The sequence below is a fragment of the Gemmatimonadota bacterium genome (assembly GCA_009838845.1).
In the GTDB taxonomy this organism is placed as follows: Bacteria; Latescibacterota; UBA2968; order UBA2968; family UBA2968; genus VXRD01.
The window spans coordinates 68,258-92,240 of record VXRD01000126.1 but is presented as its reverse complement, the minus strand read 5'-3'; the positions used below and the strand labels follow the sequence as shown (position 1 = coordinate 92,240).

Here is a 23,983-nt window from a genome sequence, read left to right as displayed (position 1 = left end):
ACCTGTACTCAAAACTTAACATATAGCGTTAGCCGGGGAATCACCTCAATATCCACATCTGGAGCCTGAAAATTTGTGCCCATCACATTGGGCATAATGTGAATATCCTTTACCGGCTCAATGTCAAGCCCTCCGAGAAAGCAATATTCCCCATCGTCGTCAGACTTATCGTCTGGATCAAAGAAATCGCTACGAGCAAACACCTTTATCTTCTCGCTAATCTGTCCTGAGCCGAACAGTGAAAGTCCTCGCATCTGTGCGGTATGGTTGCGCCAGTGCACAAAGGCTTCCAATCCACCGTGGAAAATTTTCTTTTTCCACCCAATAAACGTAGCCAAAGTCGTGCGATCTAGATTGCCTGCGCGTTTTTCCCAATCTACATAAGTCGTCACATTCAGGGTACCAGGCTCAAAATGCAACAGACCGTAAATTTTCTTGTAGTGATCTGACTCGGACTGCTGTCCGCTGCCATTGGCCAGCATAATCTGGGCATTTAATTTTCCAGCTTCATCCAATCGCGTGCGATATGCAATGCCTATATCAGCCGAAGAGGCAATTTTTTTTCGGTCCATGAGGGTCTTCTCGATAGAGCGATAACCCCAAACAGACTCCGATACGTTCCATGTTGGCGTACCCGACAGCCCCATATAGAGCGCATGGCCATTTTTGCGATAGCGCAAATACGCGTGCTTTACAAAGGGTTCTATTTTCTTTTCGCTATTAAATCCCGCATCCTTGGCTTCCAGCCGAACCCGTCCAGAAAAAGCATCACTCCACTTCAGGTCATGGGTGAGATAAATGCGTCGAAACCTAAAGCCATTTTCTTCTTCTCCATTTCCTCTAACGATATAATAATCGGCAAACATAACACCCTGAAGCCTGGTATCTACAGCTTCACCCCGCCCCGCCAAAACAAAACCCAAACACAACAGTATTCCCCAAATTGCTTTACAAATGCGCTTTTGCTCTCCCTTCGAATTGGTGAATAAACGACGTTCTCCGCGATAAGATATCGCTATAATGTTACAAATCGCCTCCAAAACGGTTACGCTTTGGTCACAAAAACGTGACATTTTTGTTACAAATACGCCATTTCATCCTTTCTTCGGGGATTCTTCCCGCTAACTCTCTTCTCAAAAGAAAAGGTCGGATGGATTTTTGCCCATCCGACCTTTTCCTCAAGATCGCCGTTTTTATTTGACAAACTGCTCTATATCGCATTATAATACCTGACATTTAACGCAATTCCGTCGCCTCTTCCCCGGAGTGTGTTATGGACCTCGGCGATACCAGTCTCTATCTCAATAGAGAACTTTCATGGCTGCGTTTTAATCAGCGCGTATTACAAGAAGCCCGCACCCCTGAAAATCCCCTGCTGGAACGAGTCAAATTCCTGGGCATCGTGGCCAACAACCTCGACGAATTTTTTGAAGTGCGCGTAGCGGGACTGCTCCAACAAGTAGAAGCGGGCATTTCCGACTACGGCCCCGATGGCCTCCTCCCCGAAGAACAAATTTCAGCCATTGCAAAAGAAGCCCATCGCATGGTCGATGAGCAATACGCCTGCTGGAACGACGAACTCCTTCCCGCATTGCGCGATGCAGATGTCCACATTCGCACCATCAGTACGCTTTCTGCCCGCGAAAAATCCTTCCTCGACGACTATTGCCACGCAGAACTCTACCCGGTTTTAACTCCGCTCACCATCAGCCCTGCACACCCATTGCCACGCCTGATTAACAAAGCCCTTTGCATCGCCCTTTTGCTCAAAAATCGCGAAGGCGAAACACTGCTCGGCGTCGTGCAGGTTCCTCGTCTATTGCCGCGTCTGATTCGCTTGCCCCGAGAAGAAGACAGCCAGCGCATCGACTTTGTCTTTCTCGCCGATATTGTCCAGGCACACATTCCCGAACTTTTCCGGGGATATCAAATTCTCGACTCGGCTGCTTTCCGCATCACCCGAAACAGCGATCTCTACCTGGACGAAGAAGAAGCCGATGACTTATTGCTCGCCATTGAAGACGAATTGCAAAATCGGCGCAAAGGCGACACCGTCCGCCTCGAAATCGAAGCCGATGCCAGTCGGGCACTTGTCAAGCGCTTACAATCGACATATAGTCTGAAAAACAATCAGGTGTATCAAGTCAACGGACCGGTGAATCTCAACCGTTTAATGGGACTCTATAGCGCGACCCCCAGACCCGATTTGAAATATTTACCTTATCACCCGCCCGACCACACGTATGAGGAAGTCGATACCCTCTTTGACCAGATCAGACAAAAAGATATGTTGCTTCACCATCCCTACGATGCTTTTACACCCGTTGTTCAATTCGTCAATTCAGCGGCAACCGACCCCGATGTGCTCGCCATCAAACAAACGCTCTATCGCACCAGCGAAGATTCACCCGTTATCGATGCACTGATCCGCGCAGCAGAGGCGGGTAAAGAAGTAACAGTGGTCGTTGAACTCAAAGCGCGATTTGACGAGGAATCCAATATTCGATGGGCACGCCGCCTTCAGGATGCGGGTGTATGCGTCGTATATGGGGTTGTGGGCCTTAAAACGCACTGCAAACTCTCGATGCTGGTCAGACGTGAAACCAATAACGGGCTACGCCGCTACGCCCACATCGGCACGGGCAATTACAATCCCTCAACAGCCCGACTTTATACGGACCTGGGATTGTTCACAGCACGCGAAGACATCACAAATGATGTAGCCGAAGTTTTTAACCTGCTCACCACGCAATCTGCACATCCCCAGGTCAGCAAAATGCTCATTGCACCCTCTACCATGCTCGATTCCATCCTCAAAAAAATCGATCGCGAAATCGACCATGCACGCCAGGGACGCACAGCCCGTATTGTTGCAAAAATGAATTCACTTCAAGACCCCAAAGTCATTCGCGCGCTGTATCGCGCATCGCAAAACGGCGTACAAATTGACCTGATCGTGCGCGGTATATGCTGTCTGCGTGCGGGTGTCTCCGGTATAAGCGATAACATCAGAGTGCGCAGCATAATCGGGCGATTTCTGGAACACAGCCGCGTCTATTACTTTGAAAATGACGGGGACCCCGATGTGTACATCGGCAGTGCGGATTGGATGCCTCGAAATTTGCGCCGCCGCGTCGAAACACTTTGCCCCATCGAAGATCCGGACTTGATTATACGAATAAAATCAGAACTCCTCAGTGCATGTTTTGCCGACAATGTTAAATCGCGCGAAATACTCTCCGATGGCACAGACCGTCACATTGAACCCGCCCAAAACGAACCCGCATTCTGCGTGCACGACATGCTCATGAACCTTTCCCTGGGTGAACCCGTCGATATCCCCGACTTCTTTGCCCAAACACCATCCTCAATCGAATCGACCGCTGCCACTTAAATGCAGCCCCACCAGGCGAGCAACCAGCACCGCCAGATAGGTTTGTCCCCAAACAGCTTCCAAAACAGCCATATTTTTCGCCATCCGGCTTATAGGCATTATATCCCCATAGCCCAGAGTGGTCATTGTTATAAAAGAAAAATAAATTAGATCTGAAAACGCACCCACGACATGATCCGAAAACAAAATCGCATCTGGATCAAATAATAACAGAGTTTGATAAAGAAATGCCCAAAACACGCCGCTTAAAAAATAAATGGCTATTCCCCCTTGAATAGAATCTATAGTAACCGTCGTCTCTGAGAAAATCCGGTGCAAAAAGATGAGAAGGCATATCCCGTAAAACAGGGTATAAGTACCCATTTTTCCCATCTCAAACACTCTGAATACTGCCCCAGAGAGATCAATATTGTGGATAAGTAAATGAAAGCCAAATCCCATAATTCCGGGCACCAAACACAACGTCAATAACCATCTGGGAAGGCCTAAAGTCCAGAGCACTGTGGCCAGGAGCATTAAGAAGAGAAACCGTGCAAAATCCTGTCCTGCGCGGTCTAACAATGGCATTGCAAAAAAAAGAAAAACCACTGAAAGGGCGAGAATAGTGTATTTGTAGGTCGAAAAGTGCTCCCAGAATTTCAAATCTGGTCCTTTACTATTTGATCTCTCCACACCGGTCCTCCATTACTCCTCTCTCCATCCCCACCACGCTCCCCAATCACCTCTTCACGCGCCTGTACCAATTTTGCAACACATCGTACAAATGCGCCTGTTTCTCAGCATTTGTACGATCGTTCAGCAAATTATTCATCTCATAGGGATCATTTTCCAAATCGAACAGATGTGTTGCTTCAAAGCCTTCTTTTTCCACCACCAGCTTAAACGCGCCTTCGCGCACCATACACCAGGGCTGCATTTCTGAAAACACCGGTCGGTCTAAAGTTTGCGAAGGATCGCTCATCAGAGGCGCGAAACTGTCGCCCTCAACCGAAGGAACGGGAGGTTGCCCCGCATAATCTACACACGTCGCAAAAAAATCCATGCCAGACACCAGATCATCCACCACCGCACCTGCCGCACCCCCTGGTGCGCGAACAATCAGGGGAATGCGACTCGACTCCTCCCAGGCCTTGCCCTTATTCGTCTCTCCGTGGCTGCCCTGCAAATCCCCGTGATCCGACGTAAACATCACCACCGTATTATCCCGCAACCCCATGCGATCCAGCGCATCCATCATCCGCCCCACATTTGCATCCAACTGCGTCACCATCGCGTAATACGCGCGCAGATATTCATCGAGATCATTGCCATAGCGCTGATAAACCGGATCATTCTCCTGGGGCTTGGGACTCGGTGGACTATGCGTTCTCGTATAGGGATCAACCTCCACGCAATTTGGACGTCGCGCAAGAGTCACGCCCCGATACATCTCGTCGTATTCGTATCCCGGTTGCTCGGGATAATGCGGATTCTGATAGGACACAAACAGCGCAAAGGGTGCGTTTTCCGCCATCTTCTCCATGCGCTCAATCGCAATATCACTCGTCACATCCGTTCTGTGATCATCATACCAATGCTCATCACCCACTTCATCGTAAAATTTCACACTGTGCAAAAAATCGTTATAACACTGATACCCGATAAACTCCGTAAAATCCGCCCGCAACTCGGGTGGGATCCACACATTACCCGTTGCGCCCAAATGCCACTTGCCCACCCAACCGGTTCGATACCCCGCGTCATTCAGCGTGCCTGCCAGTGTGCGCGTCCCCTCGGGAATATACCGCCCATTGCGCAACGTATCTGTCTGCGACCCGTATTGTCCCGAAATCAGCGTCGCGCGAAACGGCGTACAAACCGGCGCATTGGAATAACAATTGCGAAACAAAACCCCTTCTCGCGCCAGCTTGTCCAGATTTGGCGTATGAATATCCTCCGTCCCCATACACCCCATCGCAAAAGCGTGCATCTGATCGGCAAAAAGAAAAAGAATATTCGGTCTATCGCTCATCTATTGCTCCTTCTGTTAGTTGATACCCGTCTAAAACCTCGACCCTTCAAATTGTCCAAACGGCGACGAAACCCCGACACCATCGCCCACTTTCTCCAGCAAATCGCGGTGCTCATCGGTCATGGGAATACCGATCTCGCGGTGCTCTCTTTCCCATTGCCATTCCATACCGCCAGCTAATTCAGCGCGATCGTGCCCCGGCAGGGGTTTTGTGGCGCGCGCCTCGCCGACATAGCGATCCATCTCCTGCTTAAACATCTCCACATCAGCAAATCGCCTCACGTCAAACACCGCAATAAACGCACCTTGATGCGGCGCAGCCCCCTCGCCTTCACCTGTAAACTCATACCCTTCATTCCAGATACCCGCCAAAATCCCCCCCATCGCCTGTAACACAGCCGCCAGCCCCAAACCCTTGAAAACTGCCGCGGGAAACTTCTCAAATGATTCTTCACTATATGGGATAAAGTGCGCCGCCATATCCATAATTAGAGGGGGTTGTTCGCCAGCGGGCACGGCAATACTAATCGGCGACCCGCCTGACGCACTCATAACCGTCGCATCTGGACGCGGGCGATAGCGATGAGAAGACAGAGCCATCCCGATACAATCGCTGGCAAGAGCCATACGGGAATAATTGCCCGCTGCCCCAAAGTGGAAGTGATTGCGCGTCGTCACCGTACTCACCCCCACCTTTAACGCCTTTTCAATCGCCATCTCCGTTCCCCGATGCGATGGGAAATATCCCAACCCGCCATCCCCATCCAGTATAGCAGTCGCCTCTGACTCGGACACCACCGTCACATTGGGCCGCGGATTGGTATGCCCATTCTTCATTTCGGATATATAACTATGCACCTGCCGCGTACCGTGGCTGAACACACAGCGCAAATCATTTGCAGTCAACGCAACCGCCATGTGCTGCGCGTGTTCTTCAGACGTACCCACAGCGAGAAAAAGCTCACGAACGAATGCCTCCATCACCTCGCATGGCACGCGAATCCCATGATCTGGATGTGAATTGAACAATCGCGATGGCATAATTCCTCCTTCTCACGCATGCCATTGAATCTGGGGCATATCGGATTTTGGTGGTGGAGGCCAGTGCTGTCCGCGCTGGCTGGTCAGCCCCCGGTTGGGGCCGGAGTGATATGGCTGGTCTGGCAGGCCCACCAACTGTCCATTCTCGACCCATGTTTCATCCTCGCCGTAAAGTTCGCCAATCAAGAGCGCGTTCAACCGCGCCAGAATCTCGGCATGTTGCGGATCGGAAGACAAATCCACGAGTTCCTGGGGATCGTTTTTCAGATCAAAAAGCTGCCGGTAATTTCCCACAGAATAGTAGATCAACTTGTAGCGGCCATCGCAAATCATCCGCGTCGAATGGGCATCTTCGCCAACCTCGCCGTAAAACCAATCCCGCTCTTGCTCGCCAACCATCGACATTCCCTCCACAGTATCGGGAATATCTATCCCCGCCAGATCCAACAACGTGGGCATCACATCTTGCCACCCCACCAGGCGATCATCCACGCGATTGAACCCGACCCGCTCATCGCCAGCAGTACCGAGCAAAATCATCGGAATATTGGCCGACCCCTCGTAGAAAAGACGCTTCGCCAACATATTGTGATTGCCCAACATATCGCCGTGATCCGACGTAAAACAAATAATCGTATTATCGAGCAAGCCCTCCTCCCTCAGCGTACCGATCAACACGCGCAGGCTGTGGTCAATATGAGTACACAGGGCATAAAACGCACGCCGCGCCATCTCAATTTGAACCGCGCTGTGCTTGTCTCCTCGCGCAGTCATCGATTGGAGACTATAGGGAAGATTTCCCGACCGAACCCAATCGCCCATAAACGGCGTATCCATCTCCACATCCCGATAAAAATCCAGATACTTCTGCAACGGCACAATCGGCGGATGTGGATGCCGATAGGAAATAAACCAGAACGAAGGGCGCGTGGGATCTCGCCTTTTAATAAATCTCGCCATATTTTGTGTCGCCCAATTTGTCGCATGGGTTTCATCGGGCAAATGCCAGGGCATCGCGCTATACTCGTTATTGCTCATGCCGTGATTAAAGTGCTCGCCCGCATAGCCCTGATCGCCCAAAAAAAGCTCGTAATCGTCGAGAACCCCATACTGCGTGCGCCCCTCCTCGTCTAAGATCACATCGTCAAACCCAATGCGGTCCCGCTGCGGAAACACATGCAACTTGCCCACGGCATACGCCTGATAACCCGCATTGCGAAAGGTCTGCGCCAGAGTTGGCATATCGGGCATTTCGAGTGTCTCCACAAACACGCGATCCCCGTGTGTTCGCGGCGTAGTGCCCGTCATCAACGTGCGCCGTGCCGGAATGCACACCGGGCATTCGGCATAACAATTGGAAAAACGCACCCCACTTCGCGCCAACTCATCCAGCGTCGGCGTCTGAATAACGGGATGGCCAGCACACCCCAAAAGATGCGCTGGCCAGTGATCTGTCGAAATCAGCAAGACGTTCGGTTGTACAGACATAAAATTCCTCACATTTTGGGTGTAGGTTGTCAGCCTCTTTGGCGAGCCGTAATACAGAGACTTGACACCGTGCAAAAGGTTCGCTAAGTTCGAGTATGAGCAGTTATTTTTGAAAAAGCTGCGTTTTGCGGGAGATTGCCATGGCGACAATTGTTGATGGCAAAAAAAGGATTCCATTTTTGCGGGGCATGCTGGCGCACTACTTAATTGAGCATGGATTCGCATTCCAAGAGGCATACAAATTCGCAGATGGCATCCGTCGGTCACTTCAAAAAGCGAAAGACATCAACGCCGAAGATATGGCCGACCTGGTGCGGAAACAGGTGCAACGCGAATTTGGTGATCGGATAATTGGCGATGCCATCTTTTGGGAACCCACATCGCGACAAATTTTTATCGAAGAAGGCGAAGATAGAACACTATTTTCTCTGGAGCGGCTTGCCGATTCGCTCGAAGCCATTGGGCTGGATCACGACCTCACACACCAGATTGCCTCAGAGGTTGAGCAACAACTTTCGAGATCACAAGGCACGGTAATTAAGCGATCACAGATTTTTAAAATCACACTGAAAAGCTTAAAAGACGGCTATGGGTCTCAGTATGCCGAGCGCTATGAGGCCTGGTATCGATTTCGCAAGGATCGACAACACAAGCCACTCATTATTCTCATCAGCGGCGCAACTGGGGTGGGCAAAACATCCGTGGGAGTGGCATTGGCCAACCAGCTAAAAATTTCGCGCGTCGCATCCACCGATGCCATTCGACAGATTATGCGGTTGATGATCGCACCCGAACTGATGCCCGCGTTGCACGCCTCCTCATTTTCTGCCTGGCAACACACAGGTGCAGAATTGGGCGGTGAGCATCCACCAGTAGTGCAGGCATTTCGCGAACAAGCTGTTCGCGTTGGTGTTGGCGTGAGAGCAATGATTGAGCGCGCCATTGAAGAGCATGTCAACCTGATAATTGACGGGGTACATCTCCTGCCCGATTTGATCGATTTGAGCACCTATAAAGATCAGGCAACATTTATCTGGATGACCCTGTACTTAGATGACAAAAAGCAATATGCCGAGCGCTTTGAATTTCGCAGTGAAAAAGCAACGCAAAGAACATCGCACCACTATGTAGAAAACCTCGATGCCATTTTACAGATTCAGCAACATATCTTAGAGGTGGGCGAAGCCCATCACATCATAACCGTTGAGAATGCAAATTTTGACGAAACCGTACAATCGCTCTCGGCACACATTATGGATGTGTTGCGAAAACGCTACTGATTCCTCACTTATTTTCTAATAATCACGGCGTATTGAAGCGGGCCATCGCCGATATTTTTTATCCCGTGCAAAATACTGCATTCCAGGTGCATGGCTTCACCCGTATTGACCGGATGTGTTTGGTCGCCGTACAGAACTTCGCCATTGCCCTTGATCACATAGAAAATCTCCCAACCATCGTGTCGGTGTGGCGGGTGGGCGCGTTGACCTGGACCAACTTCTGAAACATGCAAGTGCAGACGGTCAGCATCGGTACCTTGGGTAAATAAAAACCGAGAAATGCCCTTGATATCGGTGCGGGTTTCGACAGACATAGCTGAACTCCTGAAAATTAATGGGGATGGTCGTCGCAGTCGGGGCGGTTGGGGTCGTCGGTAAAAGTGCCTGTATCGAGATACTCAAGCGCCTTGGTATAACTACGGCGCTCGAGAAAATGTCTGAGTTGTGCTGGCGTATCGCGATCAAGGCTGCGCTGAATATCGTCGAGTTTGAGCAAATGCTCGGCGATATTTTCTTTTTTTTCAATAGCCTCAAACATCTCGATGAGCGTGGATCGAATTTCAGCGGCCTGGCTTACTGTCATGAGGGCCTCCAAAAATAAATATAGAACTTAAAATAGAAGTGTCAAATTATGCAAAAAACGCCCGTCGGGATCAACGGCTACCGCAGTTGTACACCAATCGACGGGCGTCTTACTATTTTAATCTCACAAGTTACGGATCACCATCAGCCCCCAAAATTGCGGCTGGAGCCAGTCTTTGCAGGCGATGCATCGCCTTGCCCACGCCTGAATTGTCGCACTTCGATCCGTGTGGATTGAAGTGCGCGTTTTAAGTGAGTCAAAGCACGCCGCGGTTTGGTCTGCGTGCCACATGTGAACAGGTCAATAGCTGCAAAACCCTGCTCTGGCCAGGTGTGGATGGTCAGATGGCTCTCCTGAATGACCACAACACCCGATACCCCAAAAGGCGAAAAGTGATGAAACATGCTATTGATCACCGTGGCACCTGCGCGTTGGGCGGCTTCAATCATAACCGTTTCAAGCCCAGTGACATCATTGAGCAGATCGGCGGGACAACCGTACAGATCGACGAGCAGATGTTTGCTCAGTGCATGGGACATAGGCTCATTCAGGATAGGATTTTTTCGACATATTTACGTGCAGCAGCACAGGCCTGGACGGGTTCACCCCAGGTGACTTTTTCCAGTTCAATGACAAGTTCGCCCTCATAACCCGCGCCCTTGAGAATGTCGATAACATCTACAAAAGGCAAATCGCCCTCGCCAAAAGGCACGGGAGTTTCACCCTTCTGATCTCTAAGGTGAACATGGCCAATTCGATCGGCAAAAGCTTCCGCAAAAGCCCGCACATCGACACCTGCCGACAGCAGATGCCCTGTATCCATCAGCACTTTGGCGCAATCGGGAATCTCGGGCAAAATACCCTGATAATCTTCGATATTCTCGAACAAATTCCCCTTGTGATTGCCTATGTTGAGGGTAAAGTTAGAGATGCGATCGAGCACGTGATTAATACCCGTAATAAAATCCTCGCGTGCTTCGTTTGTGCGATCACCGCCTTTGAGATTGGCACACTGTAGCCGCAGAGCGCGAGAAAGATGGATATCCCATTCGACCTGGCGCATATTGTATCTCAGATCGCGTTCGTCCTTGCTGGAATTGCGTCCCGTGATATTGCGAATATTGAGACCCGTGAGCGTAACGCCTGCATTGTCCAGACGCTCCCGCACCATACGCACCGATGTATCCACGTGAACCGGCGAACTCTCGGAAAACGTGCGAAAAAGTTCAATGCGATTAAAACCCGCTGCTGTAGCAACGTTCAGCGCATCGGGCAAAAGTAAATCGGGACAAACAGTGGTGCTAAAAGTAAGTTGCATAAGGTATCTCTTAAAAAAGTTATCATTAGACAGCCCATCCATCCCCTCACATCTCACCTCAGATAAAGCACAACATCATCACCCTCGGCCTCCACGCGATAGGTACGCACGCGCAAATTGTCATCTGTAATGGACTTACCGGTCTTCAGTTCAAACTCCCAGTTGTGCCAGGGACACTTGATAATTTCGTTTTCGCGTTCATGCCCGATATCGGTAAAGCGCCCACCGTCCACCTCTTCGCCCTCCCAAACGACCAATGGGCGTACGCGGCCCTTGCAGATCGGACCCAGGCGGTGGGGACAGATATTGCGCAAAGCATAGAGATTGCCATCCACATTGAGAACGCCAATTTCCCGGTTATTAATCGTCACAATTTTGCGCTCGCCAGGGGGCAAATCCGCTATTTTCGCTACCCTGTGTTTCGACATCAGAAAAGCCCAAATATTTCGCCAGCATTCTCGCCCATAATACGCTTCTTTAGATCGCGATCAATATTGCGAAGCACGTGACCGGGTTCATCCCAGTCCCAATGTGGATAATCACTGGCAAAAACAAGGGTATCTTCGGCGTGCATCCAGCGCAGATACGTCTCCAGATCTTCTTTTCCGCCGGGTATATCGGGCATGGGTTGCGTACCCAGGCGGATGTGCTCGCGAATATACTCGCTGGGCAGGCGTTTGACCCACGGCGTATAATCGCGCAACGCGCGCCAATCGAGATCGAGGTGCCACATAAGACCCGGCAGCCAGAAAGTATCCATCTCGACAAATATAAAGTGGAAATTCTGGAATTTCTCAAACACGCCTTCCACAACGAGACTGGTGACATGAGCCTGTGCAATTTGAGGCCGCGCCATCCGCATCTCGAGATAATAGGTGGGATATCCCGCAGCAGTGGGCGGTGCTGCAAGACCTGCGCCTTCAGCACCGAAATGAACCGAAACGGACAACCCGTGTCTCTCACAGGCCTCGTAAATGGGATGATAGTGGCGGTTGCCAAAAGGCATGCGAGCACCCGCGGGCATCATAACCTGCACAAAATCCGGATCGGGACCCAGACGGTCAATTTCCTTGACCGCGAGTTGCGGATCTACAGGACAAATATGGATTGAAGCCCGAAACCGTGGATCGGCACTGATCCAGTGGTCTTTTGTCCAATCGTTAAACGCACTGCAATAAGCCGATGCGTAATCCGGGTTGTTGTGAACAGCTGCTGCATAAGGCCCACCCGTGAGAACCGCGTAATCTATATCATACACATCGAGATGCTTCTCAATACAAACCTGTGGCTGATGGGCGGGATTTTCCTTTGGATCTTCCCACAGATCTTTTCGCGCACCGCCTCCCGGCATATTGGTATATCCGAGTCTCGGCATCATCGTACCAAAATCTTTGATATACTCGACAAAGTGGCGCGGCATATACGGATAGAGCGCGTCACCCTTGTCCGGAGAATGATGTACATCGCAATCTACAATCGTCATTTTTGTAAGCGCATTAGCCCTGCCATTGGTACGCGGGGCAGTTGTAGTAGCAGACATCGCAACCTCCTATGTGATGGTCAGGAGAATAGATTACTTCCTTTTCAATGTCAAGTCAAACGATATCAAACGTACGAGCCACCACCCAATCGGGTCGGGGATTATCCACCGCACGGGGCTTATTGGATATGGCATTGTACGAGATGATAAATGTCTTGCGTGGCAATGGCGACATATTGTGACCAGAGCCATGCACGATATTGCAATCAAAAAACAGCACATCGCCCGGCTTTCCCGTAATATGCTCAATATCTTCCTCGCAGATTTTTTCTTTCAGAGTATCTGTATCAATGCACCACTGCTTATAGCTCGTCGTAACCGTGTCTGCATAGTGCTCCTGGCGCCCCCATTTATGAGACCCCGATACCACCATCAAACAGCCATTGTTGAGCGTGGCCCGATCCAGGAAAACCATAGCGGATACGAGACGCGGATCAACCCCATCCCACATCCAGTACCCATAGTCCTGATGCCACAGCCAGACCGTGCCTTCAAAAGCATCCTTGACATTGAGTTTCGAGTGCCAGACATACACATCGTCTTTGAGAACTTGCCGAACGGGATGCAGGATTTTCGGATGACTGATAAGCTCCTGAAAAGCGTCAACACTCCGATGGGCGAGATAAACCTGACGCACAGCCCCACCGCGTTCGCGTTCCCGATGCAACCCGTCGTTCTCCCCACTGAGCAAAAGCGGAACATCGCCATTGAGTGCATCGACCTCATCTGATGAAAGCAGACCGGGCATAAAAAGATAACCCTGTTCATCGTATTGTGCGAGTTGTTCGTCTGTCCATTTCATGGGTAACTCCCAAGTATTGTTAATTCCCCATCACGTGTATCTGAAGCGTTTCAAAACCTTCCAAAAATAAATCGACATCTTTCTCCATAGAAACGGGTGCAGTCGTGTTCTCAATACCACGAGGACCACGCGGTGGGGGGTCTGGCAAATTGTCAGGCGACGCGCTTTCCTCAAATGGCATAACAAATGTCAAACGCGTCTTTAAGATAACATTTTCATCAATTCCATTCACGCGGACAAAAAAATCTTCGAGCGTTTCATCACGCCCAAAAGGATCAAAAAATCCAAAAGGACCGCCACCGTCTCCAGCAGAATCTGGCCCTAATGTCGCTACAGAACCCACTTCGAGTTCATAAACACCCGCGGGAAGCGTATCGGGCAGGCTAAATGCCATCTCGATTTCCCGATCCTCACGCCGCCCCACGCGCAGCGAAGTCGCAACAGACAACGTACTCCCGGCACTGGCAACCGTATCCGCAGCAACGCCTACTATCTTTGCAAAACGCGATTCGGAGAATATATCAACATGAATCTCTGCCTCGCGCATCTGCACGGCGTAATCATTCCTTGTCATGAGTTGCGAGAGTATCCTTCTCAGGTCAGCAGAGGCATTGTCAGCCAAAGACCAAAGCCGTCCTTCTGGCTCTACATAAAGCCGAGAGCGAGCCAGTATTGAATCTGTCTCCACAAAAGAAATATCCGTCCTGACGCGCACACTGCGATTCGGCTCATTTTCAACCCGGCTAACCAAAGGCCAGAACAAAGCCTCCGCAACGAGATCGGCTGTCGTAAAGGGTTCGAGGCCAACCGCCGCCAACCTGTGCGTAAGCTCAAGTACATGCCCCGAAGAAAACGTATATACGCTCTTGACAGGTATCAATTCTGGCTCCTCGCCAAGCACACCGCGAACCGCGGGCAAACGGTCTTCGGTCAGCGTCCCCCGCACCGTTGGATTCAGCGTTGCAAACTTAAACGGCGCTCTTAGATTGGATATTTGACCGAGCACCACTGCTTCTATGATAGGCAGTTCGACCGCACCCAAATCGTCCATCGAATGTCCAAAACCATATATCCGATTGCCATCGACGTATGATATGGTCCCCAAAGCACCGAACGTAACCTCACCTAGCATCAAACCAACCGCCAGGGGCCTACCCGCCGCAAAACTATCCTGACTTTGTGCGGCTCTCCCCGCTGGCGTCAACTCACCTTGAAAGGGCGAATCAGATAGCTGGTATGCCGGATTGAATCCCGTGCCCAGCAGGGGAATAGTCAGAGGCTTAATACCATTCCCCTCCCAGGTAGTTAGGCGTTTAGCCAATGGAATCGCGCCCTTATTGCCAATTACCCATTCTATCGGCGTTGCAAAAAAATAATACGGCGGGCTATCCTGTGAATTAAAACCATACGCAATAGCACCCCATGTGCCTTGCTCAGTGAAAATAGGAGAACCACTCATACCCTGGGCAATTCCCCCGAGTTGTATCAAAACAGGATCGGAAGCTTCAACCATATAAACAGGCATTGGCGGGAGTAAATCATCAACCACCTGGATGAACGTCATTTCGAGATCTGCAAGCTGTCCATTGGCAAATTCGGTCCGCATGAATACGGGCGTGCCCACAGGCATATTACGAACCTCGTCAATCGAAACAATAGATGAAAGATCCCAGGGCTTTAATTCCCCTGTTGGACGCAAAATATCTTCTGTGTCTCTAAATACTGCTTTACCAAAATGCTCGACAAATAACAGAAAATCGTCAAAAGCAATCTCGCCATCGCCATTCAGATCGTACCTGGATTCATACGCCTCATCGCCACGACTGAACCCGAACTTATCTACAAATTGCAAAAAGTCGGGAAAATCGACAACACCGCTTCCATCAAAATCCGGATTGAAGCCTGATTGTAACGCGCTCTGAAGGGGTTGAATTAGAAAAAAAATCGACAGGCTTGCAAATATCAAAACCTGCGCCGAACAGGTGTAAAATCGCAGTTTCCGCATTAGTTTTTTCCTCTCATTGGATTTTAGAAGTTATTTTAAACTATATCCCAATCACACACGTCAAATAGATTACATCATACCCTCCTCCTCTCTCCCCCAGCCTTCACTATTACTGAACGAGCTTGATCTCAAACAATTTGGGCCACCACTTACCCGTAACAAAAATGCGGTCAGTCGCGGCATCATAGGCAATGCCATTTAGCACGCCAACGCGATGGTGCAAACGATCAGTTTGAGAGAGAATACCCGTGAGATTGATCCATCCTGTAATCCTCCCACTTTGGGGATCGATGCGGGCAATGCGATCGGTTTGCCAGACATTGGCAAAAATCTGTCCCTTGATATATTCAAGCTCGTTGAGATAATGAACAGGACCCGTGCTATCGGTCACTTCGATACGCCCAATTTCCCTAAATGTATTGGGATCCCGAAAATAAATAATATTCGTACCATCGCTCATAATCAGCTTTTCGCCATCGTGAGTAAGCCCCCAGCCCTCCGTAGAATATGTAAATTTGACCTGTAACTCAAATGTGTTCTTGTCGTACACAAAGCATATACCCGATTTCCACGTAAGTTGATACAGGCGGTCGCCAAAAATCGCGACACCCTCGCCAAAAAAATTGGACGCAATGCTTTTCTGCGCCAAAACCGCGCCTGTGGCAGGCATAATCTTGCGAATGGTTGAAGCACCGTAGTTTCCGGTACCTTCATAAAAAAAACCATCTTCAAAAACCAAACCCTGGGTAAAAGCATTGGGATCGTGTAAATAGGTATTGACAATAGTGTAGGTATAGACAGACGGAAGTGCAGATTCCTCTACTTCTGAATCTGCACCTGGAAGAGGCGGCGTCTGGTTGCACATCGTAAAAAAGAATATGCACCAACAAATACAGAAAACGCGCACCCATCTTTTGGCATAGGCAATCAATGGCTTAATTCCCAAAAATTTCAGACAGTTAATGCGACAGACCTCACATCGTCCTTGTTAAATATAAGATTATAGCACATAATACTCAAGAAGATGAATATCCGAAAAACGCAATTGGAGGTAAGTCATGGCCGAAGGTAAATTCGACCTGCTGTTAAAAGGCGGGCGGGTGATTGATCCCGCCAATAAGGTAAATGGATTATGCGATGTGGGAATTGCAGATAGCAAAATTGCAAAAGTAGAAGCGGATATCGCCGCAGAAGAAGCAGACCATGTGGTAGATGTATCTGGTCTGCTGGTAACACCCGGATTGATCGATATTCACATCCACGCCTACTTCACTCGAGCGCCAGGAGAGGGCCTATTCGGTTCAAGCCTGAATCCAGACGCACATTTCCCACATTCTGGCGTAACAACATGCGTAGATACGGGCACTGCAGGATGTGAGGAAATAGCGCATTTTCGCCAAACCGTCATGGAACATGCAAAAACGCGAGTACTGGCTTACGTAAATATTTCTGCACCCGGTATGGGCGCGCCCGAACAGGATATCCGAACTTTTGACGTAGATGGCGCTGCGCGAGCCGCCCTCGAACACAGCGAAGTAGTCGTCGGCATCAAAACAGCACATTACTGGACAAGCGCGCCATTTGACGACATGCACCCCCCCTGGGAATCGGTGGAAAAAGCAGTAGAAGCGGGCGATGGATGTGGCATGCCCGTCATGGTCGATTTTTGGCCGCGTCCGCCCGAACGATCCTACCCCGCATTAATCCTCGAAAAACTCCGTCCAGGTGATATTCACACCCATGTCTATGCGCGACAATTCCCCGTAGTAGATGACAGCGGAAACGTCCAGCCGTATATGTTTGAAGCCAGAGAACGCGGAATCTGGTTTGACCTGGGGCACGGTGCCGCGAGTTTCTGGTATCGCAACGGAGCGCGAGCCATTGCCAATGGATTTGCCCCCGACTCCATCAGCACAGACCTGCACATGGGTAATATCTCCGGTACCGTATTCAGCATGCAAGACACCATGTCAAAATGTCTGGCAATGGGCATGGCCCTCGAAGACGTAATTTACAGATCAACCGCGACACCAGCCCGTGCAATCGGACGCCCGGAATTGGGCACACTATCGGTAGGAGCAGAAGCGGACATCGCAGTATTGGCCCTCGAAACCGGAAACTTCTCATTTCAAGACTGCGGCTATACGCGAATAGACACAGATCAACGCCTGATCTGTCGGCTCACAATTCGCAATGGACAGATCATCTTTGATCGAGACGCACGCACCGTACCCCATTGGGAAGACGCACCCCCCGAATACTGGCCAGTAACTGAAACACCCGTCAGGGTCCCCAGATTGTGGCGGGCATAAGTGATAGATAACGTCAATCCAGCGTTTCTGGGCGCACCATCTCGCCTCGTTCGGCCGATGTATCGGCTGCACATGCCGCCGCGAGCGAATCGAAGGCATCTTCACCGGTCACCGCGATCGGTGCATTGTTCACGACCGAATCGACAAACGCGCAAACGGCCCCCGTGATCCCCGACGCTGTACTGTTGTCCAAACCGCTTAAATCTTCCCAGTCCTCTGCCCCTTCGCGATAGACATGCGGTCCCACAATCATGCCTTCAGAAGCAACCACTCGGAACATATCGTCGAGAAAATTCGAACGCGGCCAGCGCGCCTCATAGGTCACCGTAACCTGACCCACAACGCCACCTGCAAACTGGAACAGGGCGGATGTTGTTTTGTCTCTCGGAAACTCCAGATTGCCAAGCCGATTGGCGAAAGCACAGACAGACTCCACAGGTCGTCCTGCGAAATGTCGCGCAAGATCCACTTCGTGAATGCCCGAACCGTTCAAGGCACTCCGACCCGCCTCTACCGACGCATACCACGGCGAACGCGCAAATTGCCCACGCTTGTCCTGGATCGCATCGATACGGAGGTGGATCAGATCGCCTACTTCGCCAGCATCGAGAATCGCTTTGATTCGCTTGAAGCGTGGCCGGAACCTGCGCTCGTGCGCAACCATCACTTTCTTCCCTGTCGCCTTCGCCGCGGCCAAAATTGCACGCGCGTCCTCGAGATTCGTCGCAAGCGGTTTTGTCTGCAACACATGGGCTCCAGCCTCGAAGCAAGCCGTTGAATGTGGCCGATGGAGATGGTCGGGGGTCACGACACACACCGCGTCAGGACGCTCCTTTTCGAGCATAACCTCAATCATCTCATAGACGGCATCCACCTTGTCGTGCTCCCTTTGAACCATTTCGGCTCGATCGGCGTCCAGATCTACCAGGACAATCCTATCTACATCCGGATGCCCAACCAGTCCACGAACAAAATGCTGGCCCAACCCAAGCCCCACTACTGCTGCCTTTATTGATCCCATAACGTCTCCTTTATGGATTAGCAAAAAGGCGATCCACCGCAATGGACCGCCTTTTCTTTTTTTAACATTCCTCAGCGTCAATGCATTTCGTGCGTCTCCAACCCGTGCATAGCTCCGGACTCGATAAAATACAGCCCATACGCGAGAGCGATCCCTACGAGAAAGCACACAGTGAGCTTGACTCGGTCGTGACTGTGAAAATGGATTTCCGGTAGCAGATCGCTCAGGGAAATACACAGAAACGCGCCGGCTGCAAAGACCAGCACATACCCGATCACCTGTTCCTCCCAATGCCCCAAAAGACCAATCCCCCAAAAAGTCAGTAAAGCCACCACCGGACAGAGCAGGGCGAATCCGATATTAACTGCTATACGAGCACGGAGGCTATGACCCGCGGCCTGCAACAAACCGATAATAGAGAACGCGTCGAGTGGCTTGTGGAAAAGAATCGCAAGAAACACTCCGAGTCCTGCTAAACCGGCTTCGCCTTCATGCAGTTCACCAACCCGGATGCTGGTGCCCAAAGCGATGCCCTCGGTCACCGTATGCAGACCCAGCCCCAGAGCAATGCCGATCACCCTGCTTTCGGGACTGGTATGCTCGTGGAGAAAATCACCTGCCTCATCGCTGAAATCGTGCTGGTGAAAGTGAAAGATACGCAGCAACAGAACCATCAGTACGATGCCAAACACCATCAATCCCATGGCTTTTTCGACAGCACCTGGCCCGGGAATCCATACCAGACCGTGTGGCACGAGATGATACAGGGCAATCCCCAGAATGAAACCCGCAACAAAACTCATCACCGTCTGGATGCGCGTATGCGTCATGGTAACCTTTGCTGGCAAATATCCGCCGAGCAAAGACGCGGCAATGATAGCGATAGAGTATCCTATAAAAAGAGGTAGCAAATTCGAATCCGCAGTGATTTAAACCAAAAACTCAAATGATCTGGATTGATTATAGATATCACAGTTTGAACAGAGGGCGGACATTGAACAACATATCCTCATAGCCACTCTTAAAAGCACCTGCGCGGAATCGCCAAACAATCAGGGCGATCATGGCAAAAGCACTGCCCCATTGGATGAGTTGAATGGTCTCTGACTCCGAGGGACCAAGGTACACGGGAATCGTCACGCCGATGGCGAGAAGCAGAATATCAACTGCAATGCCCAGCACGACAGTAACTGCGATCACCGATGACACATAGATAGAGGCAAAGCGCGTGCCGAACTGGCTGACAATAATCGCGATAGTGCCCGTATTGGTCGCTGGCCCAGTCATGAGAAAAATCATCGCCGCGCCAGGGCTAAACCCCTTGGCGACCAGCGCGGCGGCTATCGGAGTGCTCGCGGACGCACAGATATAGAGAGGTACCCCAACCAGCACCATAACTGGGTAGGACAACCAGCGCGCATACGCATTTGACATCAGATCGCTCGGAATCGCCAGATAGATCACGCCTCCCAGCGCGATGCCCACGATCAACGCAAACAGAATATCGTCCGCTATTTCGACAAAGCCATAGCGAAAAATATGCCTGACGACTTTTTTAAAAGTCAAATCGTCCGCAGAAATTTGTTTGTCGTTGGACCGAACCATATCGCGTTTGTGGTGATTGCTCATCCTCACCCAGCCAAAAAATAACGTCTTCAATTGTGAGGGACTAACGTAGCAATCATCACTTCCAGACACCAGAGGTTCGTGCCCATGGTCGTGGTCACATTCATGATCGCAGTCTTGACCACGGTCACGACTGCGATCGCTCCTCTCAGTCTCGTCGCGATCACCTCGTATGAGACCAATACAAAAAGTACCGGCGACGACAGCGGTAATAAAACTGATGATGGGCCTGACAATAGCGACAATAAATCCAAAAAATGCGTTCGTGACCAGAATCGAATCCGCACCTGTTTCCGGCGCCGTGATCAGAAAAGACATACAGGACGAACGGGACGCACCCTTATTGCGCATCTCGGCAACTACTGGCACAACCGAGCAACTGCAAAGCGGCACCGGCACGCCGACGGCAGCACTTGTGCTTACGGATTTCAAGCTATCCTCACGCAACCACCGCAAAATGGCCTCACGCGAGATAAATACGTGAATCAGGCCAGAAAGAAATAGCCCGAGGATTAGCATAGGCGCTAACAACAAAAACGATAACCAGAGAAAATCAAGAAAACTGGTCAATACCTGGAGAACTTTTAAAACCAATTGACCTCACCCTCTCTGCCAGACAGATGACGTGCTGGCCATCAACCCGGGCGGTTGTTGGCCTTTATCATTTCCATTTGTATTTACAGTTTTTTTAACTTCTAACTCATTCACATGTAAGACCGAGCCAGACATCCACCTGACCCGCTGCGAGAAGCCACTGGAACCAGGCCTGCCAGACCTGCCCGCGCAGATCAAGGGCACTTTCCTGTACATCCAGGGTCTCTCCCAATTGACTCAAATAATCGGCCGTACTGAGATCCCCAGCCTGCCAGAGTCGGCGCAGTTGCTCGCTTTGTCGGTCCAGGCTCTTCCGCCCTGTATGTTCCCACTCATCCCAGGCAGAGCGCGATAACTCGTAGCGCGCTGCCGCACTGGTCAGGGAAGCGTGTGCCATCTGCACTGCGTCATCGGCGAGTTGTTGCGCCTGGACGCGCTCTGCCATGGCTGCGGTAACTTCATGTGCAAAGCGGTTCCGGATCGGAAGCGGAATAGACAGACCCAAACCGATCAACCTTTCACCATCTTCGTACCCACCAGTGAGACTCAGTGTCGGGTCTGGGCGACGTTCGCGTCGTTGCAATCCCACCACAGCATCAGCCATATTGACCCGATGCCGTGCGGCTGCAACCCCGGGTAATGCCTGCACCAGGGCCTGCGAATCAGCACTTTGCTCAGGTATCTCTGGTAGTTTTTCGGGAAGAGAGGGCCACTGCGCCTCGGGTATTCGCGGCCCAAGGCTGTACACCGCTTGTCGCGCTTCGGCCAGATCGGCGGCCACCATTGCTTTTTGAATACGCACCTCGGTCAGGGAAAGGATGGCCTGACCGAGTGCCACCTGGTCTAACTCACCAGCCGCAAACTGACGTTGCGCCAACGCCGCAAACTCCTCCATCAACTGCTGGCGCGTCTGGGCCAGGCGATTGCGTTCAATGCCAATCTGGTATTGCACGAGACCATTGAGCAAATCTACCGCAACCGCCCATCGGGCATCCAAGTACTCCGCCTCGGCAACGAGGCGGTCTAACTCCGCCACTGCGGTACGCGCCTTGCGTTTGCCGCCCCAGTCCAGTGTCTGACTAATCGATAGTGTGCGTATTCTGGCTTGTGCATTCTCAGCATCCAACGACAATTCGGGATTGTAGAGGGGGCGCGACGCGGCATCCCTAAGCGCACTACTCGCTTCTAAACCCGCGCGTGCTGCCTGCACACGAGGATTAGAATCGACAACAGCTTGCACAAAACGCGTTAACGCGATACTCGCCCGGGCATTTTCCAGAACCGTTGTCTCAGCGACCAGTGTCGTCCAGGACACCAATATCAGGCCACACAATACGAAGGCGTGTCGATAACATAGTTTGAGCATCAATCATCCTCCTGATGGTGACAATGAAAATCCCCTGCGAATCAAAAGTAATCTGGAAAATTTTATCGCGAAAATATAGAGCCAAACCAACCAATTGTCTATAAACGATTAAATTTGGTGCTTTTTCCAATGGCCCTGGGCAAACTTGCGAACAGTAAGTACACCCTGTACAATACTGTAAACAATAAGCGCGGCCCAGATACCATAAATATCAAACCCAAGCGTAAACCCCAGAACATAAGCGACGGGCAGGCGAACGAGCCACTGGGCAATCAGAGTATAATACATCGGAGGCATCGTATCGCCAGCACCTCTGAGACTGCCGCTACTCGTATTGGAGGCACACAAAAATGGTTCGGCAATAACCATCGCGTAAAGATAGATGACACCGGTACTGATCACCTCTTGTGCATCCGTAAATACCGACATAAAAACGCCAGCAAACACCACGGCGGGCAGCGACAGGGCAATATTGGTCACAACAGAAATAAAGAGAATAGTCCAACCGTGGCGCTCTGCACCTGCGGGATCTTTCGCCCCCAAATGCTGCCCCACCATAGCCGTCGAAACCGTGCCAAAAGACAGCCCGGTTCGCCGCAAAATATGTTCCAATTGACTCCCAATCGCATACGCTGCAACCGCGGTTGTGGATAATGTGGACATGGCAATGAGTTTGAGATAAACCACACCTGAGCCATTGCGCAAAATGCCTTGCAGACCAGAAGGCACGCCAATTTTGAGAATGCGGCGCGCAACGCCCCAGTTAAACCGATAGGATGTATCGGGCAAAAGCGTGAGCGCAAAACGCCCGCTATAAAGACACCCAAGCCCAATCAAAGTTGCCGCACTGCGCCCCAAAAGACCGCCCACAGCAGCCCCTACAACGCCCATCTCCGGCAAACCCCAGTGACCAAAAATGAGGAGATAACACATGACAATTTGAATGCTACTACTGATCAAACTCAGATAAAAAGGCGTGCGCGTATCCCCAGCACCTTGAAAGCAACTCGCAATCGCGCGATTCAGCGTCATAAAGGGAACGCCCAAAAAGAAAACCTGTAAATACGGCGTACCCAGCGCCGCCACCTCGGAATCAGAGGTCATCATCGGAATCAAAAAAGGCGAAAGAGCCAAACTGCCCAGACCAAAAGCGATACTAAAGAAAAAAAGCAGGGAAAACGCCTGCTTCGCCGATGCGCTGGCTTCGCGCATAGAATCTGCGCCAATCGCCTGTGCGACCATCGTGAGCGCGCCTCTCGAAATGGACATCATCGCCGTAAAAAGAACGCGCGTAAACACCTGAGCAATACCCACCGCCGAAAGGGCGGCAGGACCGAGCGTCCCGATAAAAATGAGTTGAACCATGAGTACAACACTCTCGATCTGGCCTCCCAGAGCAACCGGGATGGTCATTCCGAAAATCTTTCCGGTAAGCGAAAAATCGACTTTACGCTCGGTGGATTCTATTGTCGTTTCGAGTGGTTTGGACATGGAATAAATGCGAATCAACGAATCAACGAATCAACGAATCGAAGCTCGTAGTGATTTGGGGTGGTTGGGTGGGATTCGTCTATTCGTCTATTCGCGCTTTTCTCGTCTATT

22 protein-coding genes are annotated in these 23,983 nt (G+C 50.9%); 3 read left to right on the top strand and 19 right to left on the bottom strand.

Annotation, left to right across the window (positions count from 1 at the left end; translation table 11 throughout):
- Positions 1-8: 8 nt before the first annotated feature.
- Positions 9-923, bottom strand: a complete 915-nt coding sequence (locus F4Y39_17855; protein ID MYC15592.1) for a hypothetical protein — start codon at positions 921-923, stop codon at positions 9-11.
- Between the two features lie 350 nt (positions 924-1,273).
- Here F4Y39_17855 and ppk1 point away from each other — a divergent pair, with 350 nt between their 5' ends.
- Positions 1,274-3,394, top strand: coding sequence for a polyphosphate kinase 1 (ppk1, locus tag F4Y39_17850; GenBank protein MYC15591.1), 2,121 nt, complete (start codon positions 1,274-1,276; stop codon positions 3,392-3,394).
- Here the strand turns inward: ppk1 and F4Y39_17845 are convergent.
- Genes F4Y39_17845 through F4Y39_17830 form a run of 4 tightly spaced genes read right to left on the bottom strand, consistent with a single transcriptional unit; the run spans position 3,368 to position 7,934 of the window.
- Positions 3,368-4,066 carry a hypothetical protein gene (locus F4Y39_17845; GenBank protein ID MYC15590.1) on the bottom strand — a complete coding sequence of 233 codons (699 nt, stop codon included), beginning with the start codon at positions 4,064-4,066 and terminating at the stop codon, positions 3,368-3,370. The genes ppk1 and F4Y39_17845 overlap by 27 nt on opposite strands.
- 46 nt (positions 4,067-4,112) lie before the next feature.
- Positions 4,113-5,405 (bottom strand): sulfatase-like hydrolase/transferase, encoded by a 1,293-nt coding sequence (locus F4Y39_17840; GenBank protein MYC15589.1) that lies wholly within the window; start codon positions 5,403-5,405, stop codon positions 4,113-4,115.
- A gap of 30 nt (positions 5,406-5,435) precedes the next feature.
- Entirely contained in the window at positions 5,436-6,446 is a 1,011-nt protein-coding gene (locus tag F4Y39_17835; protein MYC15588.1) for an Ldh family oxidoreductase, read from the bottom strand.
- 12 nt (positions 6,447-6,458) lie between these two features.
- On the bottom strand, positions 6,459-7,934 hold the full coding sequence (locus tag F4Y39_17830; protein MYC15587.1) for a sulfatase-like hydrolase/transferase: 1,476 nt from the start codon (positions 7,932-7,934) through the stop codon (positions 6,459-6,461).
- A 140-nt stretch (positions 7,935-8,074) separates the two neighbouring features.
- On the opposite strand from F4Y39_17830, the gene F4Y39_17825 reads away from it, so the two are divergent.
- Positions 8,075-9,214: a hypothetical protein gene (locus F4Y39_17825; GenBank protein ID MYC15586.1), complete on the top strand. Its 1,140-nt coding sequence runs from the start codon at positions 8,075-8,077 to the stop codon at positions 9,212-9,214.
- Between the two features lie 8 nt (positions 9,215-9,222).
- Here the strand turns inward: F4Y39_17825 and F4Y39_17820 are convergent, their stop codons facing one another.
- The 9 genes from F4Y39_17820 to F4Y39_17780 all read right to left on the bottom strand — a co-directional run bounded on the left by F4Y39_17820 (position 9,223) and on the right by F4Y39_17780 (position 16,327).
- Positions 9,223-9,528 carry a cupin domain-containing protein gene (locus F4Y39_17820; GenBank protein ID MYC15585.1) on the bottom strand — a complete coding sequence of 102 codons (306 nt, stop codon included), beginning with the start codon at positions 9,526-9,528 and terminating at the stop codon, positions 9,223-9,225.
- 17 nt (positions 9,529-9,545) lie between these two features.
- Positions 9,546-9,797: a hypothetical protein gene (locus F4Y39_17815; protein ID MYC15584.1), complete on the bottom strand. Its 252-nt coding sequence runs from the start codon at positions 9,795-9,797 to the stop codon at positions 9,546-9,548.
- Between the two features lie 143 nt (positions 9,798-9,940).
- Positions 9,941-10,336, bottom strand: a complete 396-nt coding sequence (gene speD / locus F4Y39_17810) for an adenosylmethionine decarboxylase (protein MYC15583.1) — start codon at positions 10,334-10,336, stop codon at positions 9,941-9,943.
- Positions 10,337-10,344: 8 nt separating this feature from the next.
- On the bottom strand, positions 10,345-11,157 hold the full coding sequence (locus F4Y39_17805; protein ID MYC15582.1) for a sugar phosphate isomerase/epimerase: 813 nt from the start codon (positions 11,155-11,157) through the stop codon (positions 10,345-10,347).
- Positions 11,158-11,168: 11 nt separating this feature from the next.
- Positions 11,169-11,543: a Rieske (2Fe-2S) protein gene (locus F4Y39_17800; protein ID MYC15581.1), complete on the bottom strand. Its 375-nt coding sequence runs from the start codon at positions 11,541-11,543 to the stop codon at positions 11,169-11,171.
- Entirely contained in the window at positions 11,543-12,655 is a 1,113-nt protein-coding gene (locus tag F4Y39_17795) for an amidohydrolase family protein (protein ID MYC15580.1), read from the bottom strand. The genes F4Y39_17800 and F4Y39_17795 overlap by 1 nt, the downstream gene beginning before the upstream one ends.
- Before the next feature lie 55 nt (positions 12,656-12,710).
- Positions 12,711-13,457, bottom strand: a complete 747-nt coding sequence (locus F4Y39_17790; protein MYC15579.1) for a hypothetical protein — start codon at positions 13,455-13,457, stop codon at positions 12,711-12,713.
- Positions 13,458-13,476: 19 nt separating this feature from the next.
- Entirely contained in the window at positions 13,477-15,462 is a 1,986-nt protein-coding gene (locus F4Y39_17785; protein MYC15578.1) for a hypothetical protein, read from the bottom strand.
- Positions 15,463-15,571: 109 nt separating this feature from the next.
- A complete protein-coding gene (locus F4Y39_17780; GenBank protein MYC15577.1) occupies positions 15,572-16,327 on the bottom strand; it encodes a glutaminyl-peptide cyclotransferase in 756 nt (251 codons plus the stop codon).
- A gap of 193 nt (positions 16,328-16,520) precedes the next feature.
- On the opposite strand from F4Y39_17780, the gene F4Y39_17775 reads away from it, so the two are divergent.
- Positions 16,521-17,774, top strand: coding sequence for an amidohydrolase/deacetylase family metallohydrolase (locus tag F4Y39_17775; protein ID MYC15576.1), 1,254 nt, complete (start codon positions 16,521-16,523; stop codon positions 17,772-17,774).
- A 13-nt stretch (positions 17,775-17,787) separates the two neighbouring features.
- Here the strand turns inward: F4Y39_17775 and F4Y39_17770 are convergent, their stop codons facing one another.
- The 5 genes from F4Y39_17770 to F4Y39_17750 form a co-directional block, all read right to left on the bottom strand.
- Positions 17,788-18,795 carry a Gfo/Idh/MocA family oxidoreductase gene (locus F4Y39_17770; protein ID MYC15575.1) on the bottom strand — a complete coding sequence of 336 codons (1,008 nt, stop codon included), beginning with the start codon at positions 18,793-18,795 and terminating at the stop codon, positions 17,788-17,790.
- A gap of 77 nt (positions 18,796-18,872) precedes the next feature.
- Positions 18,873-19,625 (bottom strand): hypothetical protein, encoded by a 753-nt coding sequence (locus F4Y39_17765; GenBank protein MYC15574.1) that lies wholly within the window; start codon positions 19,623-19,625, stop codon positions 18,873-18,875.
- Between the two features lie 139 nt (positions 19,626-19,764).
- On the bottom strand, positions 19,765-20,955 hold the full coding sequence (locus F4Y39_17760; protein ID MYC15573.1) for a hypothetical protein: 1,191 nt from the start codon (positions 20,953-20,955) through the stop codon (positions 19,765-19,767).
- A gap of 166 nt (positions 20,956-21,121) precedes the next feature.
- Positions 21,122-22,381: a TolC family protein gene (locus F4Y39_17755; protein MYC15572.1), complete on the bottom strand. Its 1,260-nt coding sequence runs from the start codon at positions 22,379-22,381 to the stop codon at positions 21,122-21,124.
- A gap of 108 nt (positions 22,382-22,489) precedes the next feature.
- Positions 22,490-23,872 carry an MATE family efflux transporter gene (locus F4Y39_17750; protein MYC15571.1) on the bottom strand — a complete coding sequence of 461 codons (1,383 nt, stop codon included), beginning with the start codon at positions 23,870-23,872 and terminating at the stop codon, positions 22,490-22,492.
- Between the last annotated feature and the right edge of the window lie 111 nt (positions 23,873-23,983).